The 25,771-nt window shown below is 68.6% G+C and carries 28 protein-coding genes and 1 pseudogene; 13 read left to right on the forward strand and 16 right to left on the reverse strand.

The genetic code is table 11. The features are described from left to right. Window positions 1-73 precede the first annotated feature (73 nt). Window positions 74-604 carry a GNAT family N-acetyltransferase gene (locus DID98_RS05975; RefSeq protein ID WP_044848514.1) on the reverse strand — a complete coding sequence of 177 codons (531 nt, stop codon included), beginning with the start codon at window positions 602-604 and terminating at the stop codon, window positions 74-76. A gap of 196 nt (window positions 605-800) precedes the next feature. Between DID98_RS05975 and DID98_RS05980 the strand changes: the two genes are divergently transcribed. The 3 genes from DID98_RS05980 (at window position 801) to DID98_RS05990 (ending at window position 2,221) form a co-directional block, all read left to right on the forward strand. Continuing rightward, on the forward strand, window positions 801-1,178 hold the full coding sequence (locus DID98_RS05980) for a helix-turn-helix transcriptional regulator (protein WP_124486101.1): 378 nt from the start codon (window positions 801-803) through the stop codon (window positions 1,176-1,178). Beyond that, window positions 1,141-1,626 (forward strand): SRPBCC family protein, encoded by a 486-nt coding sequence (locus DID98_RS05985; protein ID WP_124486100.1) that lies wholly within the window; start codon window positions 1,141-1,143, stop codon window positions 1,624-1,626. The genes DID98_RS05980 and DID98_RS05985 overlap by 38 nt, the downstream gene beginning before the upstream one ends. A 118-nt stretch (window positions 1,627-1,744) precedes the next feature. Then, window positions 1,745-2,221, forward strand: a complete 477-nt coding sequence (locus tag DID98_RS05990; protein WP_044848511.1) for an SRPBCC family protein — start codon at window positions 1,745-1,747, stop codon at window positions 2,219-2,221. Between the two features lie 28 nt (window positions 2,222-2,249). Here DID98_RS05990 and DID98_RS05995 read toward each other — a convergent pair whose 3' ends face one another. The 4 genes from DID98_RS05995 to DID98_RS06010 form a co-directional block, all read right to left on the reverse strand. After that, window positions 2,250-3,380 carry an amidohydrolase gene (locus DID98_RS05995; protein ID WP_124492197.1) on the reverse strand — a complete coding sequence of 377 codons (1,131 nt, stop codon included), beginning with the start codon at window positions 3,378-3,380 and terminating at the stop codon, window positions 2,250-2,252. A 1-nt stretch (window position 3,381) separates the two neighbouring features. Continuing rightward, window positions 3,382-4,689: an MFS transporter gene (locus DID98_RS06000; RefSeq protein WP_124486098.1), complete on the reverse strand. Its 1,308-nt coding sequence runs from the start codon at window positions 4,687-4,689 to the stop codon at window positions 3,382-3,384. A gap of 85 nt (window positions 4,690-4,774) precedes the next feature. After that, entirely contained in the window at window positions 4,775-6,070 is a 1,296-nt protein-coding gene (locus DID98_RS06005) for a CaiB/BaiF CoA-transferase family protein (protein ID WP_124486097.1), read from the reverse strand. Further along, window positions 6,067-7,053 (reverse strand): hydroxymethylglutaryl-CoA lyase, encoded by a 987-nt coding sequence (locus DID98_RS06010; protein ID WP_124486096.1) that lies wholly within the window; start codon window positions 7,051-7,053, stop codon window positions 6,067-6,069. The genes DID98_RS06005 and DID98_RS06010 overlap by 4 nt, the downstream gene beginning before the upstream one ends. Before the next feature lie 173 nt (window positions 7,054-7,226). Between DID98_RS06010 and DID98_RS06015 the strand changes: the two genes are divergently transcribed. The 4 genes and pseudogenes from DID98_RS06015 to DID98_RS06030 all read left to right on the forward strand — a co-directional run bounded on the left by DID98_RS06015 (window position 7,227) and on the right by DID98_RS06030 (window position 10,154). Then, a complete protein-coding gene (locus tag DID98_RS06015; RefSeq protein WP_124486095.1) occupies window positions 7,227-8,048 on the forward strand; it encodes an IclR family transcriptional regulator in 822 nt (273 codons plus the stop codon). Between the two features lie 134 nt (window positions 8,049-8,182). After that, window positions 8,183-8,821 carry a 2-hydroxychromene-2-carboxylate isomerase gene (locus DID98_RS06020; RefSeq protein ID WP_044848505.1) on the forward strand — a complete coding sequence of 213 codons (639 nt, stop codon included), beginning with the start codon at window positions 8,183-8,185 and terminating at the stop codon, window positions 8,819-8,821. A 39-nt stretch (window positions 8,822-8,860) separates the two neighbouring features. Then, a pseudogene (locus DID98_RS36610) lies at window positions 8,861-9,027 on the forward strand (MFS transporter); the annotation flags it as partial. Window positions 9,028-9,458: 431 nt separating this feature from the next. Further along, entirely contained in the window at window positions 9,459-10,154 is a 696-nt protein-coding gene (locus DID98_RS06030) for a phosphatase PAP2 family protein (protein ID WP_044848504.1), read from the forward strand. Between the two features lie 136 nt (window positions 10,155-10,290). On the opposite strand, the gene DID98_RS06035 is transcribed toward DID98_RS06030, so the two are convergent. Then, window positions 10,291-10,950, reverse strand: coding sequence for a glutathione S-transferase family protein (locus tag DID98_RS06035; RefSeq protein WP_124486094.1), 660 nt, complete (start codon window positions 10,948-10,950; stop codon window positions 10,291-10,293). 129 nt (window positions 10,951-11,079) lie between these two features. Next, complete coding sequence (locus tag DID98_RS06040) at window positions 11,080-12,150, reverse strand: MBL fold metallo-hydrolase (protein ID WP_124486093.1); 1,071 nt, start codon at window positions 12,148-12,150, stop codon at window positions 11,080-11,082. A gap of 234 nt (window positions 12,151-12,384) precedes the next feature. Between DID98_RS06040 and DID98_RS06045 the strand changes: the two genes are divergently transcribed. Together DID98_RS06045 and DID98_RS06050 are read left to right on the forward strand one after the other, a co-directional pair. Next, window positions 12,385-13,290 carry an HTH-type transcriptional regulator ArgP gene (locus DID98_RS06045; RefSeq protein ID WP_124486092.1) on the forward strand — a complete coding sequence of 302 codons (906 nt, stop codon included), beginning with the start codon at window positions 12,385-12,387 and terminating at the stop codon, window positions 13,288-13,290. 159 nt (window positions 13,291-13,449) lie between these two features. Next, window positions 13,450-13,662, forward strand: a complete 213-nt coding sequence (locus DID98_RS06050; protein WP_044848500.1) for a DUF1059 domain-containing protein — start codon at window positions 13,450-13,452, stop codon at window positions 13,660-13,662. Between the two features lie 112 nt (window positions 13,663-13,774). Here DID98_RS06050 and ltaE read toward each other — a convergent pair whose 3' ends face one another. Beyond that, on the reverse strand, window positions 13,775-14,788 hold the full coding sequence (gene ltaE / locus DID98_RS06055) for a low-specificity L-threonine aldolase (RefSeq protein ID WP_124486091.1): 1,014 nt from the start codon (window positions 14,786-14,788) through the stop codon (window positions 13,775-13,777). 547 nt (window positions 14,789-15,335) lie between these two features. Here ltaE and DID98_RS06060 point away from each other — a divergent pair. The 3 genes from DID98_RS06060 to DID98_RS06070 are packed head-to-tail and all read left to right on the forward strand — an operon-like array spanning window position 15,336 to window position 17,945. Next, window positions 15,336-16,757, forward strand: coding sequence for a cytochrome ubiquinol oxidase subunit I (locus DID98_RS06060; RefSeq protein ID WP_124486090.1), 1,422 nt, complete (start codon window positions 15,336-15,338; stop codon window positions 16,755-16,757). A gap of 29 nt (window positions 16,758-16,786) precedes the next feature. After that, window positions 16,787-17,794, forward strand: a complete 1,008-nt coding sequence (cydB, locus tag DID98_RS06065) for a cytochrome d ubiquinol oxidase subunit II (RefSeq protein WP_124486089.1) — start codon at window positions 16,787-16,789, stop codon at window positions 17,792-17,794. Next, window positions 17,766-17,945 carry a hypothetical protein gene (locus DID98_RS06070; RefSeq protein ID WP_044848496.1) on the forward strand — a complete coding sequence of 60 codons (180 nt, stop codon included), beginning with the start codon at window positions 17,766-17,768 and terminating at the stop codon, window positions 17,943-17,945. The genes cydB and DID98_RS06070 overlap by 29 nt, the downstream gene beginning before the upstream one ends. Window positions 17,946-18,050: 105 nt before the next feature. Here the strand turns inward: DID98_RS06070 and DID98_RS06075 are convergent, their stop codons facing one another. From DID98_RS06075 to DID98_RS06110, 8 genes are all read right to left on the reverse strand, one after another. Continuing rightward, the gene (locus tag DID98_RS06075; RefSeq protein ID WP_044848495.1) at window positions 18,051-18,338 is read right to left on the reverse strand and encodes a helix-turn-helix domain-containing protein; all 288 of its coding nucleotides are present in this window, start codon (window positions 18,336-18,338) and stop codon (window positions 18,051-18,053) included. A gap of 14 nt (window positions 18,339-18,352) precedes the next feature. Further along, window positions 18,353-19,669: a type II toxin-antitoxin system HipA family toxin gene (locus DID98_RS06080; protein WP_124486088.1), complete on the reverse strand. Its 1,317-nt coding sequence runs from the start codon at window positions 19,667-19,669 to the stop codon at window positions 18,353-18,355. A 120-nt stretch (window positions 19,670-19,789) separates the two neighbouring features. After that, on the reverse strand, window positions 19,790-19,984 hold the full coding sequence (locus DID98_RS06085; RefSeq protein ID WP_044848494.1) for a YqaE/Pmp3 family membrane protein: 195 nt from the start codon (window positions 19,982-19,984) through the stop codon (window positions 19,790-19,792). A 285-nt stretch (window positions 19,985-20,269) separates the two neighbouring features. Further along, the gene (locus DID98_RS06090) at window positions 20,270-20,725 is read right to left on the reverse strand and encodes a TIGR00725 family protein (protein WP_124486164.1); all 456 of its coding nucleotides are present in this window, start codon (window positions 20,723-20,725) and stop codon (window positions 20,270-20,272) included. A 70-nt stretch (window positions 20,726-20,795) separates the two neighbouring features. Further along, window positions 20,796-21,626, reverse strand: a complete 831-nt coding sequence (locus tag DID98_RS06095) for an ABC transporter permease (RefSeq protein WP_124486087.1) — start codon at window positions 21,624-21,626, stop codon at window positions 20,796-20,798. Between the two features lie 10 nt (window positions 21,627-21,636). Further along, complete coding sequence (locus tag DID98_RS06100; RefSeq protein ID WP_124486086.1) at window positions 21,637-22,725, reverse strand: extracellular solute-binding protein; 1,089 nt, start codon at window positions 22,723-22,725, stop codon at window positions 21,637-21,639. Between the two features lie 35 nt (window positions 22,726-22,760). Next, window positions 22,761-23,792, reverse strand: coding sequence for an ABC transporter ATP-binding protein (locus DID98_RS06105; protein WP_124486085.1), 1,032 nt, complete (start codon window positions 23,790-23,792; stop codon window positions 22,761-22,763). A 7-nt stretch (window positions 23,793-23,799) separates the two neighbouring features. Next, window positions 23,800-24,651, reverse strand: coding sequence for an ABC transporter permease (locus DID98_RS06110; RefSeq protein ID WP_124486084.1), 852 nt, complete (start codon window positions 24,649-24,651; stop codon window positions 23,800-23,802). Window positions 24,652-24,813: 162 nt separating this feature from the next. Between DID98_RS06110 and DID98_RS06115 the strand changes: the two genes are divergently transcribed. Beyond that, the gene (locus DID98_RS06115) at window positions 24,814-25,710 is read left to right on the forward strand and encodes a LysR family transcriptional regulator (RefSeq protein WP_044845028.1); all 897 of its coding nucleotides are present in this window, start codon (window positions 24,814-24,816) and stop codon (window positions 25,708-25,710) included. The last annotated feature ends 61 nt before the right edge of the window (window positions 25,711-25,771 follow it).

Genomic DNA, 25,771 nt, shown 5'->3' on the forward strand with positions numbered 1-25,771 from the left:
GGTACTGCCGCGCCGCTGCGCCGCCGCGCATGCGCGCCGGTCGCGACCCGGATCGCGACCGCATCCGGCCCCGTTACGCGAGCTGCTTGTGAAAATAAGTCGTCGCGCACAACGCGCCGTCGGGCATCAGCGCATAGTTCGGCACGACGCCGACGCGCTGCCAGCCGGCCCGCTCGTACAGGCGCTCGGCATCGCCACCCGTCACGGTGTCGAGCACGAGCACGGTCTTGCCGGCGGCGCGCGCGGCGTCGTCGGCGGCCGCCATCAGCCGCGCGGCGACGCCCTGCCGGCGCGCATGACGCGACACGAGCATCTTCGCGAGGTCCGCTCGATGCGGCTGGTTCTCCGGCTGCGCGGTCACGAGTTGCACGGTGCCGACGATCCGGCCGGCCGCGTCCTCGGCGATCAGCAGGATGCGCTCGCCGCGCGCGACGCCGTCGGCAACTCGCGTCCAGAACGCGACGGCCGTCGAGCGTTCGATCGGCAACATGAAGCTGACGGACGCGCCGCCTTCGACGCAATCGATCAGCACGTCGGCCAGCGCGTCGATGCAGGCGCGGGCTTCGCTCGCGTCGACGCGGCGGACGGTCACAGGTTCTGTCATACCCTCTCCGGTATATCAGGCGGGGCACGCGCTCGGCCGGCGTGCGCCCGGATCGAATGGAATGCCGCCGTGCGGTCGCACCCCGCGCAACATCGGCGGATGCCCGGCAACACGACGCCCGGCCCGGTCGGCGCGTGTTACCACCCCATCATCCTAAGCGACGAAAATTCCCGTTGCATTGCCTATACTTAGCCGCATGGCTAACTTTCAACCCGGCATCACCGACGTATTCCAGGCGCTCGCCGATCCGACGCGCTGCGCGATCGTCAGCGCGCTCGGCAACGGCGTGCGGACCGTTTCGGAACTGGCCGCGCCGTTCGACATGGCGCTGCCGTCGCTGATGAAGCATGTCGCGGTGCTCGAGCGCAGCGGCCTCGTCACGACCCGGAAAACCGGCCGCACGCGCACCTGCGAGCTGGTCGGCGGCAGGCTGGCCGAAGCCGAGCAGTGGCTCGCCGCGCAGCGCGCACTGTGGGAAGCGCGCGCCGATCGCCTGGTGGAATTCGTCGAACGCCGCCACCAGGAGGAGCACGCGCATGTCAACCCGCCACGTCGACCCCGCCGAAGCTCATGACCTCGTCATCACACGCACGCTGCATGCGCCGCGCCAGGCGCTCTGGCGCGCGTGGACCGATCCCGAACTGCTGAAGGAATGGTGGTGCCCGAAACCGTGGACCACCGAAGTCCGTGCGTTCGACCTGCGCCCGGGCGGCGCCTTCCACACGTTCATGCGCGGCCCCGACGGCGGCACGAGCGACAACCCCGGGTGCTTCCTCGACATCGTGCCGGAAGCGCGCATCGCGTTCACGTCGATGCTCGCGGGCGGCTGGCGGCCGCAGGTGCCGTGGCTGGGCTTCACGGCGATCATCACGATGGCGGATGACGCCGCCGGTTGCCGCTACGAGGCACGCGTGATGCATCCCGACGCCGCGACGCGCGAGCGCCACGAGGCCCTGGGCTTCTTCGAGGGCTGGAACACCTGCATCACGCAGCTCGACGAATTTGCGTCCGCATTGCGCTGAATACGCACATGCGCGGGCCATTGCATGCCGCCGCGCGCGCGCCTAGGATTCCTGAATGAAGCGTGACGACACGCCGGCATCCGGCGTGCACCGTCGCGCGCGCTCCGCGGGAGGCCACATGCTGCAGATGCACACGCATTCGACCCGGGTCAGCCGGCACCTGAACGCACCGCGCGGGCGCGTCTACCGCGCGCTGCTCGATCCGCACGCCGTCGAACAATGGAAGGTGCCGGACGGGATGACGTGCCGCGTGCTCGCCTACGACGCGCGCGAAGGCGGCGCGCTGCGCGTGTCGCTGAGCTACGACGAACCGTCGGACGGCACCGGCAAGACCACCGCGCACACCGACACCTATCACGGCCGCTTCGTGACGCTCGTGCCCGACGAACGGATCGTCGAAATCGACGTGTTCGAAACCGACGATCCGATGCTGCGCGGCGCGATGACGATCACGATCACGCTGTCCGACGAAGCTGGCGGCACACGCGTCGACGCGGTGCACGACGGTGTGCCGCCCGGCGTGCCGGCAGCCGACAACGAGACCGGCTGGCGCATGGCGCTCGCCCGGCTGGCGGCGCTGGTCGAGACGGGCTAGCAGCGCGACGCGACGTGCTCGGTATGCGTCAACCGAGCCGGTACGCGTGCGAGACGGTCCCGCGGAACAGCGCATCGCGCTCGTCCGGGCTCGCGTGTGCGGTCAGCCGCTTGAACGCGTTCCAGCCGTTCACGTACGAATACGAGCCCTTGTCGACCGGAAAATTGCTCTCGAACATGCAGCGCTTCGCGCCGAACGCCTCGATGCACGTGAGCATCCACGGCTTCCACGCGGCGGCGAGCTGTTCGGACGACGGCGGCCGCGCGCCCTTCTCGAAATCGAACCCGTTGATCCGCATGCCGAGGCCACCGACCTTCACGAATACGTTCGGCAGCCGCGCGAGTTCGCGCATCGATGCCGACCAGCGCTGGAAGACTTCCGGCCGCTGGTCCACGTAGCTCGCGATCCGCACGACGCCGCCGCAGTGATTGACGACGATCCGCGTGTCGGGGTTCGCCTTCGCCAGATCGAACAGCTCGGGCAATTGAGGAAAGAACAGCCACGCGTCGTACGACAGTCCGAGCGGCGCGAGCTGCGCGACGCCAGCCCGGTACGCGGGGTCGAGCAACAGCCCGCGCGGCACCGCCGACAGCGGATTGGCGAGCGTCGGATCGGCATCCCAGGTACTCAGGTGTCGAACGCCGCGAAAGCGTCCGCGCCCCGCGTCGACATGCGCTTCGAGCACGTCGCGCACGCGCTCGCCGAGCCGCAGGTCCGCGTGCCCGACGATGCCTTTCGCGACGGCCGGGCCGCTGCGTTGCAGCGGCTCCGTCACGCCGGCGACGTAGGCCGTCTCGCCGACCGGCTTCAGTTCGGCCGGGCCCGCGTCGCGATAGCGCGTCAGCGCCTGCATGTAGACGGATGCCTGGACGTTGTGGCCGGATCGCGCGTCCTGCAGATAGTCGTCGAGCATGTAGATCCAGCCCGGCCGCTCGTAGAAGTGATGATGCGCATCGACGATCGGCAGATCCGGATCGAGTGCGGGTTCGAGCGCAGATGCGAGCCAGTCGCTTCGCACCGCGAGATAGTTGCCTTGGGTCGTCATGCGGGAGGGTCCGTTTTCAGCCGGCGCGCGCGTATCGGCCCATGCAGGGAGCGCGAGCGATGCGGCGGCCGCACCGAGCAACCGGCGTCGTTTGATCGAAATGGTCGCGTCCATGTCATTCGCTCCGGTCGAATGCGTACAGCGACAGCGTGAGCAGCGTCGTGATCGCCAGCACGATCGCGAGGCCGAGCATCCCGGCCGTGAAGGTGCCGAAGCCGTCCTTCAGGTAGCCGACGAGATAAGGGCCCGCGAATCCGCCGAGCGCGCCGATCGAATTGATCAGCGCGAGCCCGCCGGCCGCCGCCTGGCCGGACAGGAAGCGTGAAGGCAGCGTATAGAAGATCGTGCGACCGGCAATCGTGCCGATCAGCGCGAGCGTGATGCCGACGAGTGCGGGCCCGAGCGTCAGGAAGTGGGTCGACACGCCGAGCGCCACCGCGCCGATGGCCAGCCCGATCGCCAGGTTCGCGACCGGGCCGCCGCGCCGGTCCACCCGCTTCGCCCACCACAGCAGCGCGATGGTCGCGAAGAAGTACGGCACAGCGGAAAGCCAGCCCGTCTGCATCGTCGACATGCCGTGTGCCTTGAGCATCTGCGGCAACCAGATGCCGATCCCGTAAGAACCCATCGTGAAGCCGAACGAGATCAGCGCGAGCACGTACACGCGCACGTCGCGCAGCGCGACGCCGAAGTGCTTCTTGCGGCCGGCGGCCGCGCCTTCGCGCTCGAACGCGCGCTGCAGCGCGGCACGCTCGTCGCTCGACAGCCACGCGGCATCCGCGGGCGAATCGGACAGCAGCTTCAGCACGAGAAAGCCGAGCGCGCACGCGGGCAGCCCTTCGACGATGAACATCCACTTCCAGCCCGCAAGGCCGAGCACGCCGTCGAGCTGCAGCAGCCACGTCGACAACGGGCCGCCGATCAGCGACGACAGCGGTGTCGACACGGTGAACCACGCCAGCACCCGCGTGCGGTAACTCGCCGGAAACCACACCGCGAGGAAAAAGATCACGCCCGGAAAGAAGCCCGCTTCGCCGATGCCGAGCAGCAGCCGGATCGCATAGAAACTCGTCGGCCCGGTCGCGAGCGCGGTCGCCGCCGCCATCAGCCCCCACGTGATCATGATGCGCGCGAGCCAGCGCCGCGCGCCGAAGCGGTACAGCGCGAGATTGCTCGGCACCTCGAACACGCAGTAGCCCGCGAACATGATCCCCGCGCCCCAGCCGAACTGCGTCGCGGTCAAGCCGAGATCGCGGTTCATGGTCAGCGCCGCGAACCCGACGCTCGTGCGGTCGAGGTAGTTGAAGAAGTACGCGAGCGCGAGCAGCGGAATGAAACGCCACGCGGCCTTGCGCACGGCCCGTTGCTCGATCGACGCGTCGGTTTCGCGATCGGCGGCCAGCGCCGGGGAAGCGGATGTCATGGTTGTCTCCGTGGATACGGCGCTCCTCGCCCGCGCGATCGCACGGGCACGACGCCTGTTGTTCGTTCGATGGATCGCGGCGGCGCTACGCGCTCGCCACTTCGTTCGCCGAAGGCACATCGGCCGCCACGCCCGGCGGTTGGACGTCCGCACCATGTCCGTGCGACCCGGCGACGACGCCGGCAGCGATCAGCGCCCGGGCCTCGTCCGGCGTATAGCCGAGCTCGCCGAGCAACGCGCACGTGTCCTGACCGAGCGCGGGCGGCGCTGCGCGCAGCCGCAGGCGCTCGCCCGCGAGCGTGAGCGGCAGCAGCGCGGTGCGCGTGTCGACCGGCCGGCCGGCGCTGCTCGCGTCGGCCGGCAGCGTCACGGCTTCGAGCCCGCCCGTCGCGAGCAGATGCGGATCGTCGAACAGGTCCTGCGGCTTCGTGATCGGCGCATACGGCAGGCCGATCGATTCGAAGATCGCGCCGATCTCCGCGGCCGAATGCGCGGCGAGCCGCGCACGCAGTTCGGGCAGCAGCCACTCGCGGGCCTGCACGCGCAAGTTGTTGGTTGCAAGACGCGCATCGTCCTTCAGCGCGGCAAGGCCGAATGCATCGCAGAACAGCGCCCATTGCGTGTCCGATACGACCGCGAGAAAGATCTGCTCGCCATCCTTCACCGAAAACACGTCATAGACCGCCCACGCGGAAATGCGGCTCGGCATCGGCGACGCGGCCTGCCCCGTCACCGCGAACTGCATCATGTGCTGCGCGACGAGGAACACGTTGTTCTCGAACAGCGAACTCTGCACCTGCTGGCCGCGGCCGGTGCGTTCGCGCTGCGCGAGCGCGGCCATCGCGCCGATCGCGCCGAACATCCCGCCCATGATGTCGTTCACGCTCGAGCCCGCACGCAACGGCCGGCCTTCGGGGCCCGTCATGTACGCGAGACCGCCCATCATCTGCACCACTTCGTCGAGCGCGGTGCGATGTTCGTACGGCCCCGGCAGGAAACCCTTGTGCGACACGTACACCAGGCGCGGATTCAGCGCGGACAACGCGGCATGGCCGAGCCCGAGCCGATCCATCGTGCCGCTCTTGAAGTTCTCGCTGAACACGTCCGCCGTCGCGACGAGCCGCCGCACGATCTCGAGCCCGCGCGGATCCTTCACGTCGACCGCGAGGCTCTTCTTGTTGCGGTTGAACATCCCGAAGAAGCCCGCGCCGGAACCGCGCAGCGCACGCGTGCTGTCGCCCGCGATCGGTTCGATCTTGATGACTTCCGCGCCGAGATCGGCGAGCAGCATGCCGCAGGTCGGGCCCATCACCATGTGCGTCATCTCGATCACGCGCACGCCTTCGTACGGCAGCGCCGCAGCCGGTTGGCGATCGTTCATTGCGCGACTCCCGTCAGGCAACCTTCCGGCTGGGCCGCCGACGGCGCACGGCCGTCCGCGTAACGGAATCCCTTCGGCAGCCCCGCGTCCGGCACGTGGCCGTACAGCGGCTCGGCAGGCAGCGCCGCGTGCAGGATTGCGCGCGCGGCGAGCAGCGCATCGGCGTCGATGCCCGTGTCGATCCCCATCGACTCCAGCAGGAACACGAGATCCTCCGTGACGATGTTGCCGGTCGCGCCCGGTGCATACGGGCAGCCGCCAAGACCGCCCTGGCTCGCGTCGATCGTCGTCACGCCAGCGTCGAGCGCCGCGACGACGTTGGCGAGCCCCTGCCCCCGGGTGTTGTGGAAGTGCGCGCCGCCCGCCTTGTCGCCGACTTCGCGTTGCAGGCGCGTGAACAGCCGGCGCACCTGCACCGGATTCGCATAGCCGCTCGTATCGGACAGACCGATCTCGTCGACCCCGCATTCGGCCATCGCGACCGCCATCGCGATCGTCTCGTCGTCGGAGACAGCGCCGGCGATCGTGCAGCCGAACGCGACCGACACGCCGGCCTCGATCTGCACCGACGGAAACCGCGCGTCGCGCAGCGCGACGATCGCGCGCACCTCGTCGATCATCTGCGCCGGCGTCTTGCGGATGTTCGCCAGCGAGTGCGCCTCGGTCACCGAGACCGGCAACGTCAGCTTGTGGACGCCCGCCTCGAACGCGCTTTCGGCGCCGCGCAGGTTCGGCGCGAGCGCGGCGACGTGCAGCCCGGGAATCGCCAGCGCATGCGCGACGACTTCCCGCACGTCGGCCATCTGCGGCAACAGCCGCGCGGGCACGAACGACCCGACCTCGATCTCGCGCAGGCCGGCCGCGGCGAGTGCGGTGATCCAGCGCCGCTTGTCGGCCGTCTGCATCACGGCCTTGATGCTCTGCAGGCCGTCTCGCGGCCCGACCTCGCTGACCAGCACCTCTGGATACCCGGAAACGCTCATTCGACACCTCATAGTTCTATCTAAAAGAACATCGTTCTGTTTGACGGAACTTTAGAGGCACGTCGAATCGGCTGTAAGCGGGGTATACCCGTGAAATTGCGATTTTCTGGAACTTGTGTTCTATCAGGCAGAACGATATAGTGGATCGACCGTCACCCAAGGACCTGCAAGCCGTGCCTCCGACCTCGCTCCCCGCAGAACCCACCGGCACCGCCCCCGACTCGTCGGCCGACGCCTCCAGCGGCGTCGCCGTCCTCGATCGCGCGTTCGCGATCCTCCATGCCTTCGGGCAAACCGACGACCGGCTGTCGCTCGCGGAACTGTCGCGCCGCACCGGGCTGTACAAGAGCACGATCCTGCGCCTGCTCGCCGCGCTCGAGCACGGCGGCTTCATGCGCAAGCTCGACGACGGCCAGTACGCGGTCGGACACGAGCCGCTGCGGCTCGCCGCGCTGTACCAGCGTTCGTTCCGGGTCGGCCCGGTCGTCGAGCCGCTGCTCGAGACGCTGAGCCGCGAACTCGGCGAAACGGCGTCGTTCTACGTGCGCCACGGCGAGATGCGCTCGGTGCTCTATCGTGTCGAACCCACGCGCACGGTGCGCGTGTCGATCCGGGTCGGCGAGGAGTTTCCGGTTCACCAGGGAGCGTCCGGGAAGGTGCTGCTCGCGTTCACCGACCCGCACGATGCGCGCTGGAACGACATACGCGAACAGTTGTGGGCCGCGTCGTACGGCGAGCGCGACCCGGAGACGGCTTCGGCGTCCGTGCCGGTGTTCGGCGCGGCCGGCGATTGCGTCGGCGCGCTCACGGTGTCCGGGCCGAAATCGCGGCTGGCCGCCGCGCCGGCGATGGCCGCGGCGCTCGCGCTGCTGTTGCCGCTCGCGCAGAAGGCGACCGTCGCGCTCGGTGGCGCCGGCGCGCGCTACGACGCGCAGGCCGTGCGCGACAGTCTCGCGCGCTTCACCGCGGCCGCGGACGAACCCGCGCAGCCCTAGCCGGCACGCGCGTCCGGCGACGCGGCAGCGCAAACGCCGGCCGCATGCGACACTGGCCGCTGCCGCATGCAGCGCGCCGCCCGCCGGCGCGGCACATGCCACTGCCGTCCGGACACGCACAAGGGAACCCCACGATGAACGCCCCGCGCACCGCCACCTGGTATTTCGATTTCGTCTCGCCGTTCGCCTACCTGCAGCAGGAACGGTTCGACGAGTTGCCGCCGGCTGCCGCCTACGAGCCGAAACCGATCGTGCTCGGCGCCGTGCTCACGCACTGGGGCCAGAAAGCGCCGGCCGAGATCGCGGCAAAGCGCATCTTCACCTATCGCCACGCGCAGTACCGCGCGGACAAGCTCGGCATTCCATTCCGGATGCCGCCCGCGCATCCGTTCAACCCGATCCGGCCGCTGCGTCTCGCGATCGCGATGGGCAACACGCCCGATGCGATCCGGCGGATCTTCCGGCACATCTGGCGCGACGGCCAGGACGTATCGACGCCAGAGGGTTTCGCCGCGCTGTGCGAGGCGGTGGGCTTTCCGGAAGGCGTGACGGCCGTCGACGCGCAAGCGGTGAAGGACGCGCTGCGCGCGAACACCGATCAGGCGATCGCGCATAGCGTGTTCGGCGTGCCGACCTTCGAACTCGATGGCGACCTGTTCTGGGGCGACGATGCGACCGACATGTTCGTCGATTGCGCGACGTCCCGCGCGTGGCTCGACTCGCCCGAAGTGCGCCGCATCAGCGCGCTGCCCGAAGGCATCCGGCGCGGCTGACGGCGCGCCTCGGCGCTGGCGGCTCACGTGTCGCGTCGTTCGACGCGCAGCCGCCTCGACGCGGTGCTGTTCTCGGCATGTTCATCGGGATGACGAGCGGCGCCGCGCTCGGCGGTTCGTTGCTCGCGCAACTTGACCGGCATGCGGTGATCGCGCCGGCGCCGACAACGTCGCCACCGGCACTGGCCGTGCGCACGTGGCGCCGTCGATTTTCGGCAGTGCGATTGCACGGCAGGCGGGTCCGCAGGGCTTGCCCGCCTTTTCTTTTATTTTCGATCGGTGCTGTGCGGCCCCGCGCGGCACGGCCGATTCGTGCGAGAGACAGCCGGCATTCGTTCATCCGATGCAATACTCGGAACGCGTCGCCGGATTGCGCAGTTCAACCGATTATTTTTTCGCCCGCGCCCGGCGCACGCGCGCAATCATCGGATCATTTCTCACGGCCGCACCGCACGGCCCTCCCGAATCCGGCCCCATCGGCAAAGTAGGTTTTCTCAGGGGATTCCCGGTATTTTTTCCCATTTTCTTCGAAATTACCGGTGACATACTTGCCCCCCATTGCGCTCCGGTGCGAGCGCGCTTCCTGATCCCTGCCGGTCGCATGTCCTGTGCTGCGTGTCCGCCGGGGTCGCAGAACATGAACAATTTCGACACCACGATCCAGATCTTCCTCACCCACATTACGTTCGGACCGCTGATGAATCATGCGATCCGCGTGATCGCCGGCCTCTATACGTTCAAGGGCTTCGTCCTGATCCCCGTGCTGTGCTGGCTGTGGTTCCAGCCGGGACCGCAGCGCGAACGGCAACGCGAGCTGGTCATCGCGACGGTCGCGAGCGGGCTCGTCGCGCTCGCGTTCGGCCGGTTGCTCGCGAAAGTCCTGCCGTTCCGCGTGCGGCCGATCTACAACCCCGACCTGCACCTGCACTTCCCGTCCGAGGAATTGCGTGCGGCCACGCTGCAGGCCTGGAGTTCGTTTCCGAGCGATCACGCGATGCTGTGGATGGCGATCGCGACGGGCATCTTCATCATCGCGCGACGCGCCGGCGTGTTCTCGCTGCTGTACGCGGTCGTGTTCATCTGCGTGCCGCGCGCGTATCTCGGCTATCACTACCCCACCGACCTGATCGCCGGTGCCGCGATCGGCATCGCGCTCGCGTGGCTGCTGACGCGCGATGCGATTCGATCGCGCTTCGCGCCGCAGGTGCTGGAGGCGATCCGGCGCTTCCCCGCGCCGGCCTATACGCTCGCGTTCCTGCTGTGCTTCGAGCTGATCACGCAGTTCGACGAACTGCTGACGCTTGCGCAGTCGGTCAAGCATACGGCGATGTAACGGGACGGCGCCGCCATGCATCCGCTGCTGTCGACACGACGCCCGGGCACACGCTGCCGGCCCTGCGCGGCGGCATCGCGCCCGGCGCGCGCCGCCGTCCGGATCGTCGCCGCCGCGGCGACGGCGGCCGCGCACGTCAGTCGCGGTCGGGCGCCCCGAGCGGGAAGAACGAGCGATACGGCCGCGCTTCGTCGACCGCACGCGCGAACGACGGCCGCGCAAGCAGCCGCCGGCGATATGCGATCACGTTCGCGAACGACGGATCGATCCGGTGCGTCCAGTCCGCGTAGAACAGGAACGGTGCCGCGCCGCAGTCGGCGAGGCTGAAGCGGTCGCCGGCCGCCCATTCGCGATCGGCCATCGTGCGATCCAGCCATGCGTACGACGTTTCGAGCATCGCGCGCGCATCGGCGACACCCCGCGCATCGCGCTCGTGTTCCGGCCGCAACGCATCGAACACGACCTTCTGCTGCGGGGTCGCGACATAGTTGTCGAAGAAACGATCCATCATCCGCACTTCCAGCGCCGCGCGCCGGTCGTCGGGCACCAGCCGCGCGGGGCCCGGGTGGTAGAGATCGAGATACTCGACGATGATCGTCGCCTCGATCACGGTACGGCCCGCGTCGACGAGCACCGGGAAGCGCTTCAGCGGCCACAGCGCGGCCAGTTCCTGCATCGGCTTCGGATCGTCGTGCGCGAGCACGCGATAGTCGAACGGCGTGCCGTTCTCGTACAGCGCGGTCAGCACCTTCTGGCAATAGGACGAAAAGGGATGGGCGTAAAGCGTCGGCGTCATCGCGGGTCTCTCGGGGTTTCGGCGCCGCGTCATGCGGCGCCACGTGATCGGATACCTTGACGACGAACGGCGCCGGGCCGAATCGACACCGGGCCGAACATTTTTTTTCCGTTGCGCGGCATCGCGCCGCTACGACCGGCCATCCATCACGACGCGGCCTTCGCCGCGCCAGCGCAGCATCCCGCCGCCGAGGTTCGCGACGGCATCGAAGCCGGCCTTCAGCAGGATCACGGTCGCCTGCGCGGAGCGGCCGCCCGCGCGGCACACGGTCACGATCGGCCGGTCGCGCGCGAGTTCGCCGGTGCGCGCGGCCAGTTCGCCGAGCGGAATCGGCGTCGCGCCCGGCAGGTGGCCGAGCGGGCCGGTGAATTCGTCCGGCTCGCGCACGTCGACGACCTGCACCGCCGGCAGGTGATCCTCGAGCCACTGCGGATCGATTTCCCAGAATCCGGCGAACGTATAGACGAGCGGCGCCCAGTCGGGCGCCGCCTGCACGTCGGGCGCATTCGCGGCGAGTCCGCACTGCAGGTTCGCGGGCACCGCGACGTCGATCTGGCGCGGATGCGCGAGCCCGAGGTTGCGCATGTAGCCCGCGAAATCGTCCTCGCTGAGATCGCCGCCGAGGCGCGGATTGAAACGCCGCTCCTCGCCGACGCTCGTGACCGTGAGCCCGCGATAGTCGTGCGCGGGATACAGCAGGCATGCGGCCGGCAGCGTGAAAAGCCGGCCGTGCACCGCGCGATACAGCGCGCGCGGGTCACCCTGCTGGAAGTCGGTACGGCCGGTGCCGCGAATCAGCAGGCAGTCGCCGGTAAACGCCATCGATTCATCGTCGAGCACGAGGCTGATGCAGCCGCTCGTGTGGCCCGGCGTCGCGCGCACGGTCAGGTAGCGCGGGCCGAATGCGCAGCGATCGCCGTCGTTCAGGTAGCGGTCGGCGCCCTGCGCGCCGCTCGCGGCCGAAATCGCGATCGCGCTGCCGGTGCGCTGCTTCAGCAGCCACGCACCCGTCACGTGATCGGCGTGCACGTGCGTATCGACGGTCGCGACGAGCCGCAGCCCGAGCTCGTCGAGCAGCGCCGCATCGCGGCGCACCTGCTCGAACACCGGGTCGATCAGCAACGCTTCGCGCGATGGGCGGTCGGCGAGCAGGTACGTGTAGGTCGACGATTGCGGGTCGAAGAGTTGCCGGAAGATCATCGCGAAGTCGCTCCGTCGGCTGGGCGTGTCGGTCGGGTGAAGGGTGCGGGTCGTGCAACCCGCACCGCGTGTGGCGCCGGCTCGCGACGCACACGTTCATACAGCGTAGTTCAAAACACGCGCGCCACCGGCGTCGTTGCACGCGGCGAGACGTCACGCCGCATCCGGTCCGTCGCGCGTGCTGCCTTACACTACCGCCTGTTCTCGTCTTACGTTCACAAGAATTGCGTCGACATGTCTCTGACGATCGATCCGAAGCAAGCCGCCGCGCTGCTGGCCGTCGCCGATACCGGCAGCTTCGAGCAGGCCGCCGTGCGCCTGCACGTGACCGCGTCCGCCGTCACGCAGCGGGTCCGCGCGCTGGAGGCGAGCCTCGGCGCGCCGCTCGTGCTGCGCACGCGGCCGTGCCGGCCGACGGCGGCCGGGCAGCGCGTGCTGCAGCACCTGCGCCGCGTCGCGCTGCTGCAGGCCGACCTGCAAAGCACGCTCGCGACCGAGCGCGAATCGCCGATCTCGGTCACGATCGCGCTGAACTCCGACAGCCTCGGCACCTGGTTCCTGCCCGCATTGACGTCGGTGCTCGCGGGCGAGCGCATCCTGTTCGAGCTGATCGTCGAGGACCAGGACCACACGTTCGCGCTGCTCGAAAGCGGGATGGCCGTCGGCTGCGTGACGACCGAGCCGAAGCCGATGCGCGGCTGCGTCGCGACGCCGCTCGGCACGATGCGCTACCGGCTGCTCGCGGCCGCCGCGTTCGCGCTGCGCTGGTTTCCGCGCGGCCTGAACCGCACGGGCGCGCGCCATGCGCCGGTCGTCGCGTATTCGCGGCGCGACACGCTGCAGTCCTCGTTCCTGAAGGAGAAGTTCGGGTTGCCCGAAGGCGCGTATCCGTGCCACTACGTGCCGGGCACGCACGCGCATTTCGCGGCGGTGCGGCACGGGCTCGGCTACGCGATGGTGCCGGAGCCGCTGCTCGGCGGCACACCGCTCGACGCGCAGGGGCTCGTCGATCTCGCGCCGCTGCATCCGACCGACATCACGCTGTACTGGCACGCATGGACCGTGCAATCGCCGACGATGGCGTCGCTGTCCGCACGGGTGGTCGAAGCGGCGCGCCGGTTGCTCGCGCCGCTGCCGTGACGAACGGGTGATCGACACCGCCGGCGCGGCACGTCGCGCGGCATGCGTGGCCAAGAGAAACGCCGCCGCGCCGCCTATACTTTTTCCATCGGCCCCGCGAACGCGCCGCGCGGCCGATCACGCACATCCGGCCGTTCCCTTTTCCGTGAGGAGAACATCATGCCCCGCCGCTATATCGATTGCCGCGAGTTTCCCAGCGCGATGAATTGCTCGGTCGCAATTTCCGCCGACTCCGACGACGAACTGCTGGAGGCCGCCGTGCAACACGCGGTCTCGGTGCACCAGCACACCGACAGCGCCGAACTGCGCACGCAACTGAAAACACTGTTCCGCGACGGCACGCCGCCCGCCGACATGCTCCGGCAAGCGTAACCGCCGGCACGCCAGATATCGACAGACGGGCTGCATCGCCGCCCCCGTCGCTTCCTTGCTCCTGCTTCGCGCCACGACGCGCCGGCGCCCCCGCCGGCCGGCGCACTCGGCTTTACGTACGCCGCTGCGCGAAATACGCGCCGACCGCATCGATGAAGGTATCGATGTCCGCGCGCGACACGTCGCAGTGCGTGACGAAGCGCGACGCGTACAGCATCTGCGTGAGGATCCCGCGCGCCTTGAGCCATGCCTCGAGCGGCGCGCAATCGGCTTCGGGGAATTGCGCGAACACCATGTTCGTCGCATGCGACAGCACCTTCACCGGCTCGATGCGCGCGAGGCCTGCCGCGAGATGCGCGGCGTTCGCGTGATCGTCGGCCAGCCGCTCGACATTGTGGTCGAGCGCATACAGGCAGGCCGCCGCGAGAATGCCCGACTGCCGCATTCCGCCGCCCAGCACCTTGCGCCAGCGCTGCGCGCGCTCGACGAGCGCACGATTGCCGACCAGCACCGAACCGACCGGCGCGCCGAGCCCTTTCGAGAAGCAGATCGACACGGTATCGAACGGCGCGCACAGTTCCGCGATCGGACGGCCCGACGCGACGGCCGCATTGCACGCGCGCGCGCCGTCGAGGTGCGTGGCCAGCCCGCGGCTGCGCGCGAGCGCGACGGCTTCCTGCACATAGCCGTCCGGCAACACCTGGCCGCCGATCGTGTTTTCGAGCGCGAGCAGGCGCGTGCGGGCGAAGTGATTGTCGAGCGGCTTGATCGCCGCGGCGATCTTCGCGAGCGGCAGCGTGCCGTCGGGCGCGTTCTCGATCGGCTGCGGCTGGATGCTGCCGAGCACGGCCGCGCCGCCGCCTTCGTACTTGTAGGTGTGCGCGAGCTGGCCGACGATGTATTCGTCGCCGCGTTCGCAATGGGCCATCAGCGCGGCGAGGTTGCTCTGCGTGCCGCTCGGGAAGAACAGGCCGGCTTCCTTGCCGGCCCGCTCGGCCGCGACCGCCTGCAGGCGCAGCACGGTCGGGTCGTCGCCCCATACATCGTCGCCGACTTCGGCGGCAGTCATCGCGGCCAGCATCGCCTGGCTCGGACGTGTCACGGTATCGCTGCGTAAATCGATCATCTTCGTGCCCTGAGTGAACGCGGACCGGTACCGATGCGCCCGGCCCTGCCGAAACGAGACTCAGAGTGTACGCAATTCGCGCAGCGCTTGCCGATGCTTCGCGCCGGGCGAAAGCCACGTGACCGGGCGCCGCCGGTGCACGATCCGGATACAACCGGCACGACGCGACGCAGTCCACGCCGGCGCGGCATCGTCAACAACGCGGCGGCGGCCGGACACCCGGCATAGGCATCGGCATCGGCATAGGCCGCGCGTGCCAACGCGCGGCACCTTCGCGCACGCCGCATCGTTCCCGTGATGCGACGCGCCATATTGCCGCACGTGCGGCAGACCGCCACGCCACGACCGCCTGCGGCGCGCGCCGCGATCTTGATACGAATCAACGATTTATCTCGAAACCGCGCGCGCCGGGCTGGACATCTGCGACGAGTTGGCGCATTTCGCGGCGCAACATCGCGGCACATACTCCAGCCAACCCCGATGCCCCCTCCGGCCGGGGTCCGCCGGCACCCCGCCGGCGGGTATCGTCAAGCCTCGGTCAACTGGTATGGACACCGCATTTTCGGCCCTCGATCTGGCCCGCCTGCAATTCGCGTTCACCGTCTCCTTTCACATCGTCTTCCCGGCGCTGAGCATCGGCCTCGCCAGCTTCATCGCCGTGCTCGAATATCGCTGGCTGAAGACCGGCAAGCCGTACTACAAGACACTCTGCCTGTTCTGGTCGAAGATCTTCGCGGTCGCGTTCGGGATGGGCGTGGTTTCCGGCGTCGTGATGAGCTATCAGTTCGGCACCAACTGGTCGGGCTTCTCGAGCTTCGCCGGCTCGGTCACCGGCCCGCTGCTGATGTACGAGGTGATGACGGCGTTCTTCCTCGAAGCCGGCTTCCTCGGCATCATGCTGTTCGGCTGGAACCGCGTCAGCCCGCGCGCGCACTTCGGCGCGACGCTGATGGTCGCGATCGGCACGCTGATCTCGACGTTCTGGATCCTCGCGTCGAACAGCTGGATGCAGACGCCGCAGGGTTTCGAGATCGTCGACGGCCGCATCGTGCCGACCGACTGGTTCGCGATCGTCTTCAACCCGTCGTTCCCGTACCGCCTGTTCCACATGGCGATCGCCGCGTTCATCGTCGCCGCGCTGGTGGTGGCGGCGACGGGCGCGTGGCACCTGCTGAAGGGCCGCCGCGACAAGGGCGTGAAGAAGATGTTCTCGATGGCGCTGTGGCTGCTGCTGGTGCTCGCGCCGCTGCAGGCCGTGATCGGCGACCAGCACGGCATCAACACGCTGAAGCACCAGCCCGCGAAGATCGCCGCGATCGAAGGGCTGTGGGAAACCGAAAAGGGCGGCACGGCGCTCAACCTGTTCGGCATTCCGGACATGAAGGCCGAAACGACCCGCTACGCGGTCCAGGTGCCGCACCTCGGCAGCCTGATCCTCACGCACAGCTGGGACGGCGAGATCCGCGGACTGAAGGAATTCCGCCCCGAGGATCGTCCGAACTCGACGGTCGTGTTCTGGAGCTTCCGGATCATGGTCGGCCTCGGCTTCGCGATGATCGGCCTCGCCGCGCTCGCGTGGCTGCTGCGCCGCCGCGGCAGCCTGTATGAATCGAAGTGGTTCCAGCGCCTCGCGCTCGTGATGGGCCCGACCGGCTTCGTGTCGCTGCTCGCGGGCTGGGTGACGACCGAAGCGGGCCGCCAGCCGTGGGTCGTGTATGGCGTGATGCGCACCGCGCAGGCCGTGTCGCCGCTGTCGGTGCAGCAGGTCAGCCTGTCGATGATGACGTTCGTGATCGTCTACTTCCTCGTGTTCGGCACCGGCGTGTACTACATGCTGAAGCTGATGAAGGCCGGCCCCGCGCTGCCCGACGTCAAGCACGACGCGCGGCACGGCGAGCCCGACACGCGCCCCGATCACACCGCGCGCCGCCCGATGTCGGCCGTCGACGAGCTGATCGAGACCGTCTGAGCCCCCCACTTTCGCAAACGAGAAAACCTATGGACGTCACCGTAATCTGGGCCGCGATCATCGCATTGGGGCTCTTCATGTACGTCGTGCTCGACGGCTTCGACCTCGGCATCGGCATCGTCTTCCCGTTCTTCCCGGACGAGAAGGAACGCGACCTGATGATGAACACCGTCGCGCCCGTGTGGGACGGCAACGAGACGTGGCTCGTGCTCGGCGGCGCCGGGCTGTTCGCGGTGTTCCCGATCGTCTATTCGACGGTGCTGTCGGCGCTGTACCTGCCGCTGATCTTCATGCTGGTGTGTCTGATCTTCCGCGGCGTGTCGTTCGAGATCCGCGCGAAGGCGCGGCGCACGAAGCAGCTGTGGGATCTCGCGTTCATCGGCGGCTCGGCCGGCGCGACGCTGTTCCAGGGGATCGCGCTCGGCGCGTTCCTGCAGGGCATCGACGTGAAGGACGGCGTGTACGCCGGCGGCGCGTTCGACTGGCTCACGCCGTTCAGCCTGCTGACGGGCCTCGGGTTGATCGTCACGTACGCGCTGCTCGGCTGCTGCTGGCTCGTCGCGAAGACGGAAGGCGACCTGCAGCGGCGCCTGCATCGCGTCGTGTGGCCGCTGACCGTCGTGCTGCTCGGCTTCATCGCGGTCGTCAGCCTGTGGACGCCGCTGCAGGATCCGGCGGTCGCGCAGCGCTGGTTCGATTCGGGGCTGTTCTGGCGCCTGCTGCCGGTGCCGTTCCTGGTCGCCGGGTGCGCGGTGTGGATGCGTCGCGCGGTACGCAACCGGCACGACATGACGCCGTTCGTGCTCGCGCTGGCACTCGTGCTGCTCGGCTACGTCGGCCTGCTCGTCACGATGTTCCCGTATGCGATTCCTCAGACGATGACGATCTGGGAAGCGGCGGCGCCGCGGTCGAGCCAGACCTTCACGCTGGTCGGCGCAGCGGTTATCCTCCCGATCATCATCGCCTACACGACGATGGGTTACTGGGTATTCCGAGGCAAGGTGCGCCATGAAGACCAGCATTACTACCACCACTGATCCCGCCGCCCGCCGGCCCGACGCGCCGCGGCCGCGGATGCGCGGCTGGATGTGGTTCGTCGTCCTGTGGGCGGGCGGCGTGCTCGGCGCCGTCACGCTCGGCTATGCGTTCAAGATCTTCATGAACCTGACGCTGTTCGCGGTGAAGTAAAAGGCAGCGCGCCGGCCGGGCGATCGCGTCACGCGCGCGGCCCGGGCGCGGCGCGCATCGATCGCCCGATGGATGCGTGATCCGCTGCCTCTTCCTCCGCGTGCGTTATTGCGGCGCCCGCCGCACGACGCCGAGCTTCAATCCCAGCATGCCGAATATGCGGTTCATCGTCTGAACCGTCCCGTCGCTGCGGCCCTGCTCGATATCCTGAATCGTCTTTGTCGACACACCGGCGAGCTTCGCCATTTCGGCGCTCGTCAGCCGCATCGTCTGCTTCAGATGACGCACGGATTCGCGCAGCGACCACTCGGGATGCGCGAGAACGTCCTCGATCGCTTGCCGGCGCAACGCGAGCTGATCGGGAAGCGACATCGCGTTATAGCGTTTGTCCATCGTGTCGCCCTCGCCTAGCGCAGTGCATCCAGTTCGCGGGCGAGCCGCTCGATGCCCGGTTTCAGGAAAGCATGCACATCGTGCTCCAGTCCGAGATCGACACCCCGATCGGCGATCTCCTGCAAGCGCGGCGCCATTGCGTGCAGCCGTGCCCGCAATGCGTCGCGATCCAGCGCGGCATGCGCCTCCCCCGCCTGCGGCTCGCTCGACCGGACGACCGCATCGAGTACCCGCGCCCAGTCTGGCTGACCACCGTCATTTCCTTCCCAGCGGATGCGCCGTGCGATGCCGTCGGGGTGCAGATACATCGGTGCGAAGTCGTAAAGCGGCGTCAACGCAACGCGTCCATCGAAGTCGCGTTGCAATGCCGAGTTCCGTGCATGATTGTCTTTGTTCCCCAACGCGAGATTCGCGACGTCGCGGCACAGATACTCGGCCACCTCGGCTTGAGGATCCGTGCATCGGCGCACGAGATGCCCGCACACCTCGTCGTGACTCGGCACGACGCCGAAGCCGGCTTTTCCGGTCAGCGACGCAATACTTTCCTGAGCGAACCGGACAACGCTGCCACCAACGCGCGCGCGATCGAACCGCGGAATGAATAGCGACCGATCGCGCAGCGTCAGCGGCGCATGCACGCGCAATCCAAGACGCTGGGCCAATGCCATGTAGGGCGCTTCGTGACGAAGGATTTGTGCAAGACGCTCGTTCGTGCCACGTCCGAACTTGACGATGTAGTGCGCGACCGCGCGCGCATCGGGCAGCGTGTGATCGAGATAGAGCAGTCCGTCGTCGGCACGGGTCAGCAGCAGCTTCGGCCACTCGCCCTGCACACCCGAGGAGCCCGCGACGAAGAATCCATGTTCGGCAAGGTATTCGCTGAATGCGTCTCCGCGTGCGACAACGTCATCGTCGGTAAATCCTTGCCGCGGCCCCTGGCGCTCGGCGAGCCACTGCGCGGCTTCCTTGATCCGCAGATTGCCGATCGAGTTACCGGCTCCCGCGAGCAGCAACGGCCAGTCGGCACGCTCCTCGGCTGTTTCCGGCAGATCGAGGCGGCGCAACAACTCCTGACGGCCGAAGCCTTGCGGCAGCAAATCGATCAGGAAAGTCGGCCAATGGGGCGTCACCAGTGGCTCGAGATCGACCGGAAAACCGCATGCCATCGCGTGCGCATCGCGGGCGAATTGATGTCGAACGATCCATTCGACGTCGTAACCCGTACAGGCACGACTGCGCCAGCCCTCGTCAGGCTCGCCGAAAAGGGTGACGACGCCGATGTCGTGCCAAATACCATCGGCGTGGAGCTGGATCGTGCAGGAAGCGTTCATTTCAGCAGAAATCTATACAAATCATGCTGTTCATCGTAGCTGAATTATATAAATTTCTACCGAAATAGGAATCGAGCCCCTTGAACTCCGGAAGCAGCGGTCGAGGGAAACTGCCGCCGCTTACCGCCGCTCGCGCAGCGCCGCCTCGATCTTGCGATCGGTCTTGTACTGGCTCAGCGCATACACCGACCAGATCGCGGCCGGCAGCCAGCCGATGATCGTGAGCTGCAGGATCAGGCAGATCACGCCGGCGATCGGGCGGCCGATCGTGAAAAACTGGAACCACGGCAGCAAGAGGGCAAGCAGCAGACGCATCGGATTTCCTTTTTCGCATCGTTGAAGAACAGCGTACGCGGCCAATATGGCGCGTCACGCACCCCATTTCAAGCCGGCGCGCGCCCGGCACGCAGCCGACGCCCCGCGCCGGAACGTCCGCACCGCCCCGCCTTCTTCACCCGCCGGCCGCAAAAAAAAACGGCCCTCGCATCGCGCGAGAGCCGTATCGGAATCGCTGGAGAAGGTACTGCGCCGCGCCCGGAACATGTGCCGCATGCCGATCCGCACGCGCGTCCGCGTGTTCCCGTCAGCCGGGATGCCGACCTACGCCGAACCGGACAGCCATCGCGCAACCTGCGCGACGAGCGGATCCGCTTCGTCGAAACGCTCGACACCCGCCACCTGCGGCGCGTCGCAGATCGCGAACACCGGCTTGCCCCATTGCAGCCCCAGCGCGATTTCGGACAGCGTGCCGAGGCCGCCGCCGACCGCGATCAGGCACAGCGACGCGCGAGCGATCAGCGCGTTGCGCGTGATGCCGAGCCCGGTCGGCAGCACGACCGACAGGTACGGATTCGCGTCCCGCGCATCGTCCTCGGGCAGCAGCCCGATCGCGCATCCGCCTGCGGCCCGCGCGCCGCGCGCGGCCGCCTCCATCACGCCCTGCTTGCCGCCGCCGACGATCGCGATGCCCGTCGCCGCGATCGCGTGCGCGATCCGCTCGGCGACGGCGAGCTGCGCGTCGGTCGCGTCGCGCGGCCCGATCACGCCGACCGGCATCCGGTGCCGGCGTGCGCCGCGCTGTCGCTGTGCGAGCTGCGCCAGCGCGCCGCGCGTGTCGTCCGACCATTCAATGACGTCGTTGCCGTGCAAGTCCTTCCCCCAGTGCAAGAACGCAGGTGCAAAGCGCCGTCAGCACGATCGACAGTACGGCGGCCTGCGAGAAATCGGTCTGTCCGTCGGACAGCTTCAGGTACATCAGCAGCGGCAGGATGTTGACCTGCGTGCCGGCCAGCGCGAGCGCCGTGCCGTACGTGCCGAGCGCGATCGCACCGACGAGGCACCACGCCGACGCGATCGACGGCCACAGCTCGCGCCACGCGACGTCGAACCACGCGCGCCACGGCCGGGCGCCGAGCGTCAGCGCCGCCTCGAGCGGCCGCCGGTCGAGATTCGCGAGCGCCGGGTAGAGCATCAGCGCGACGCGCGGGATCAGGTAGTACGCGTAGGCGAACGCGAGCCCCGGCATCGTGTAGATCGCGCCGCCGACCACGGTCGGGTCCGCGCCGAGCGACGCCAGCAGCATCGTCACGAAGCCGGCGCGGCCGAACACGAGGATGAAGCCGTACGCGATCACGAGGCCGGAGAAGGCAAGCGGCACGCCGAGCAGCGCGAGCGACCAGCGGCGCCGCGCCGGCGACTGCCCGGCCAGCACGAACGCGACCGGCACGCCGACGGCGACCGACAGCGTGCCGGCGCCGATCGCGAGCGCCAGCGAGCGCACGATCGCGTCGGCGACGAGCGGATCGCCGAACACCGCGGCGAACGCACGGCCGCCGCCGTCGAACGCGGCGCCGACGAGCGCGGCGAGCGGCAGCACGAAGCACACCGCGAACAGCCCGGCCGCCGGCACCGCGCCGTAGCGGCGCAGGACGCCGCGCTGCATGGACGAAACCCGCATCGCGCGCCCCTTACTTGCCGAGCGTGGCCTGCGACCAGAGCTGGTCGACTTCGGCCTTGTGCGCCGCGGCCTTCGCGACGTCGAGCGGACGCACCTGCGGCGCGTTCGGCAGCTTCGCGGCGACATCCTGCGCCACCGGCGTGCCGGGTACGGCCGGACGCACGAAGCCCTGCGCGAACAGCCCCTGCCCGACGTCGCTCATCACGAGGTTGAGCCACAGCTGCGCGGCGGCCGGATTCGGGCCGTTCTTCACGAGACTCATCGCGTACGGCGCCGACACGCTGCCGTCCTGCGGAATCACGACTTCGGCCGCGTCACCCATGCCGTCCGCGTACTTGGCCTTGAGCCCGTCGTTCTCGTAGCCGATCAGGACCGGAATCTCGCCCTTGACGAATTTCGCGTACGGCGTCGTCCCCTCGACGCGCAGCACGTTGCCCGCCTGCTTGAGCTTGCCGAAGAAATCCGCGCCCGGCTTCGGGTTGTCGACGCTGCCGCCGTTCGCATAGGCGGCGGCGAACACGGCGACCTGCCCCTGCCCGGTCGAGCGCGGATCGAGATAGACGACCGCATTGCGATATTCGGGCTTCAGCAGGTCCGACCAGCGCTGCGGCACGTTCTTCACGAGCTTCTTGTTGACGAGCAGCGCGATGTTCAGCGAATGCACCGCGAACCAGCGGCCGTCGGCCGCGCGGAACACCGTGGGCAGCTTGTCGAAATTGACCGGCTTGAACGGCGCGACGACGTCCTTGGCCGTCGCATCGAGCGCCGACGCCGCGAAGTAGTACGCCGTGTCGGCCTGCGGGCGGCGGCGCGACTTGTCGAGCGCGACGACCGTGGCCGCCGAGCCGATGTCGTTGTACGTGATCTCGACCTTCGGGTAGCGCTTGCGGAATTCGGCGAACAGCGACTTCCAGTTCGCCCATTCCGGGCCCGTGTCGAACGACACGACGAGCCCTTCGTCGGCGGCCTTCTCGTACAGCGCGTCTTCGCCGGGATACAGCGGCGCGGCATGGGCCAGCGCCGGCGCGAGGGTCGCGAACGCGCAGAGCGCCAGCAGGCGGCGGCGCGTCGCATGAAGGAAATGGCGGCGTGCAGACATCGTGATTCTCCGTTGAATGAATGGGTCGCCCGCGCTCACGCGGCGGGCAGCACGAGCAGATGGCGCGGCTCGATCGACACGCAGCGCGCGGGCAGCTCGCGCCCTTCGCCGAGCAGTGCGTCGGTCGCGCCGGCCGGTACGAAGTCGAAGCGCTGGGTCGCGCCGAAGTAGCGCACCTCGCCGACCCGGCCGTCGATGCGGTTCGCGACGGACTCGGGCGGATCGGGCTGCAGGTGTTCCGGCCGGATCAGCACCTCGACCGGGTCGCCCGGCCGGTGCGCACCCGTATCCGCGCGCAGCGTCGTGAACCGCACGTCGACCGCGCCATGCGCGAGCACGCGGCCGCGCAGCAGCGTCGAATGGCCGACGAACCGCGCGACCTGCGCGGTCGCCGGACGCTCGTACAGGTCGCGCGGGGTGCCGGCCTGCAGCATGCGTCCGCCGTCGACGATCGCCACGCGATCGGCCATGCTGAGCGCTTCGTCCTGGTCGTGCGTGACGAGCAGCGTCGTCGCGCCGCATGCGCGCTGCAGCGCGCGGATCTCGTCGCGCAGCTGGTGGCGAATGCCGGCGTCGAGCGCCGCGAGCGGCTCGTCGAGCAGCAGCAGCTTCGGTTCGATCACGAGCGCGCGAGCCAGCGCGACGCGCTGCTGCTGCCCCCCGGACAGCAGCGCCGTGCTGCGCCCGGCCTGCGCGGCGAGGCCGACGCGTTCGAGCATCTCGAGCGCGCGGCGACGGCGCGGCGCCGCGGCCATGCCGCGCATCTTCAGGCCGTAGGCGACGTTGTCGACGACCGACAGGTTCGGAAACAGCGCGTAGTGCTGGAACACCATTCCGACCTCGCGCTGCCACACCGGCACGCCGGCCATGTCGCGGCCGCCGATCGCGATACGGCCGTCGTACCCGTCGAGCAGGCCGGCGGCGAGGCGCAGCAGCGTCGATTTGCCGGAGCCGCTGCGGCCCATCACGGCGAGCAGTTCGCCCTGGGCCGCGGACAGCGTGACCGCGTCGACGCCGTGACGGGCGCCCGGATACTGGAAGCTGACGTTTTCGAAATCGAGACTCATGACGGTTTCACTTCAGGCGTGGCACGGTGAGGACGGAGGCGAGCGTCGCGAGCACGGCAAGGACGAGCAGCACGACGGTGGCCGCGCAGGCCATCCCGGACGCGCCGTAGAACGCCTGCAGCAGCACGATCGGATAGTTGCGGTAACGGAAGCCCGCGATCAGGTTCGAGATCTGGAATTCGCCGATCGACAGCGCGGCGACCATCACGAGACCGGAAAACAGGCTGTGCCGCAGGTTCGGCAGCACGACCGTGAAGAACTGGCGCAGCGGCGTCGCGCCGAGCGTCGCCGCGCACGCCTCGAGATGCGCGAGCCCCAGGTGGCGCAAGTCGCTCAGCAGCGTCTGCAGCAGGTACGGCAGCGTCAGCACCGCGTGCGCGGCGATCATCAGCGGCAGCGTGCCGAGCCACGGCAGCGCATCGCCGCTGAAGATCGCGATGTAGCCGAACCCGAGTGTCAGCGCCGGCACCGCGATCGGCATCAGCATCACGATGCGCGCCGCGAAGCCGCGGCCGGCCAGTGCGCGGTGATGCAGCGCATAGGCGAGCGGCAGCGCCAGCACGGCATTGATCGCGCAGCAGGTGAGCGCGACGACGAGGCTCGTGCCGAATGCGCGGGTGAAGCTGCGATTCGCGGCCAGGTCCGCGAACCAGTGCGACGTGATGCCGGTCGGCAGCAGCGTGTTCGTCCACGACTGGCCGACCGAGCCGATCAGCAGCAGCACGATCGGCAACGCGAGGTACAGCCCGAAGACCGCGACGAGCGCCTGCAGCAGCAGGCGTCCCGCGATCGCGCGCGGCCGTTTGTTACGACGAATCGGAATAGCTTCGGCAAGGGCCGGAGCGGCTGGCGGATGCATGGCGAATCTCGCTGACGGACACGGAACGAGTCACGCAACGCCCGCCGGGCAGGGCCGGCACGCGTTGTCATGAAGGCCGCAGTGTGCGGATCCGACATGGCATCGTCATGAAAAAAACGTACAACGCCCGCATCGATCTGTGCGCGCAAGGAATAGTTCGCCGTGAAGCACCTGTTTCCCAACGTCGCGGAGCTGCACGCGTTCGCGACTTCCGTGAAGTACCTGAACTTCTCGTATGCGGCGCGCGAGCTCGGCCTGACGCCGAGCGCGGTCAGCCGGCAGATCGCGAATCTCGAGACGCTGTTCGGGGTGAAGCTGTTCGTGCGCGAGGGGCGCAATCTCGCGCTCACGCGGGCCGGGCAGGTTTATCACGCACGCGTGATCGGCCCGCTGCGCGAGATCGGCAACGCGTCGATCGAATTGCTGAGCGCGCGCGAGGACAGCGACCTGCTGACGATCGCAAGCGTGCCGACCTTCACGACGAAGTGGCTGGTGCCGCGCCTCGCGCGCTTTCTGGCCGGCGCGCCGGACGTCACGCTGAGTTTTCGCCGCCATCTCGCGCACGGCGACGTGTTTCCGTTCGGACTCGACGCGGCGATACGCTATGGCGACGGCGCATGGGAAGGCGTCCGCTGCGATTACCTGGACGGCCGCACGTTCGTGCCGGTCTGTTCCCGCGAATTCGCGGCGCGACATGCGCTGCGCACGCCCGCCGACACGGCCGCCGCGCCGCGGCTCGTGCATGAGCAGGCGGAAATCGCGTGGTCGCTCTGGGCGGAGCGCCACCGCGTCGCCCGGATGAACGCGCTGGCCGGGCCGCGCTTCGAACAGTATTCGGTGCTGATCCAGGCCGCGCAAGCCGGGCTCGGGCTCGCGCTCGTGCCGCGCTTCCTGATCGTCGACACGCTCGCGAGCGGCGCGCTCGTCGAACCGTTCGACGCGCCCGTCGACGTCGATGCGCAGGGGCACTACCTGTGCTATGCGCCGGAGCGCCTGGAGACGAGTGCCGCGTTGCGGCGCTTCAGGGAATGGATCCTCGGCGCATGCGCGGAGCGCTGAGCGTGCCCGGCATGGCCGGGCACGCCCGGACGGCACGGCGGCGCCGGTAACACGGCGCCGT

The organism is Burkholderia sp. Bp8984 (assembly GCF_003853755.1).
In the GTDB taxonomy this organism is placed as follows: domain Bacteria; phylum Pseudomonadota; class Gammaproteobacteria; order Burkholderiales; family Burkholderiaceae; genus Burkholderia.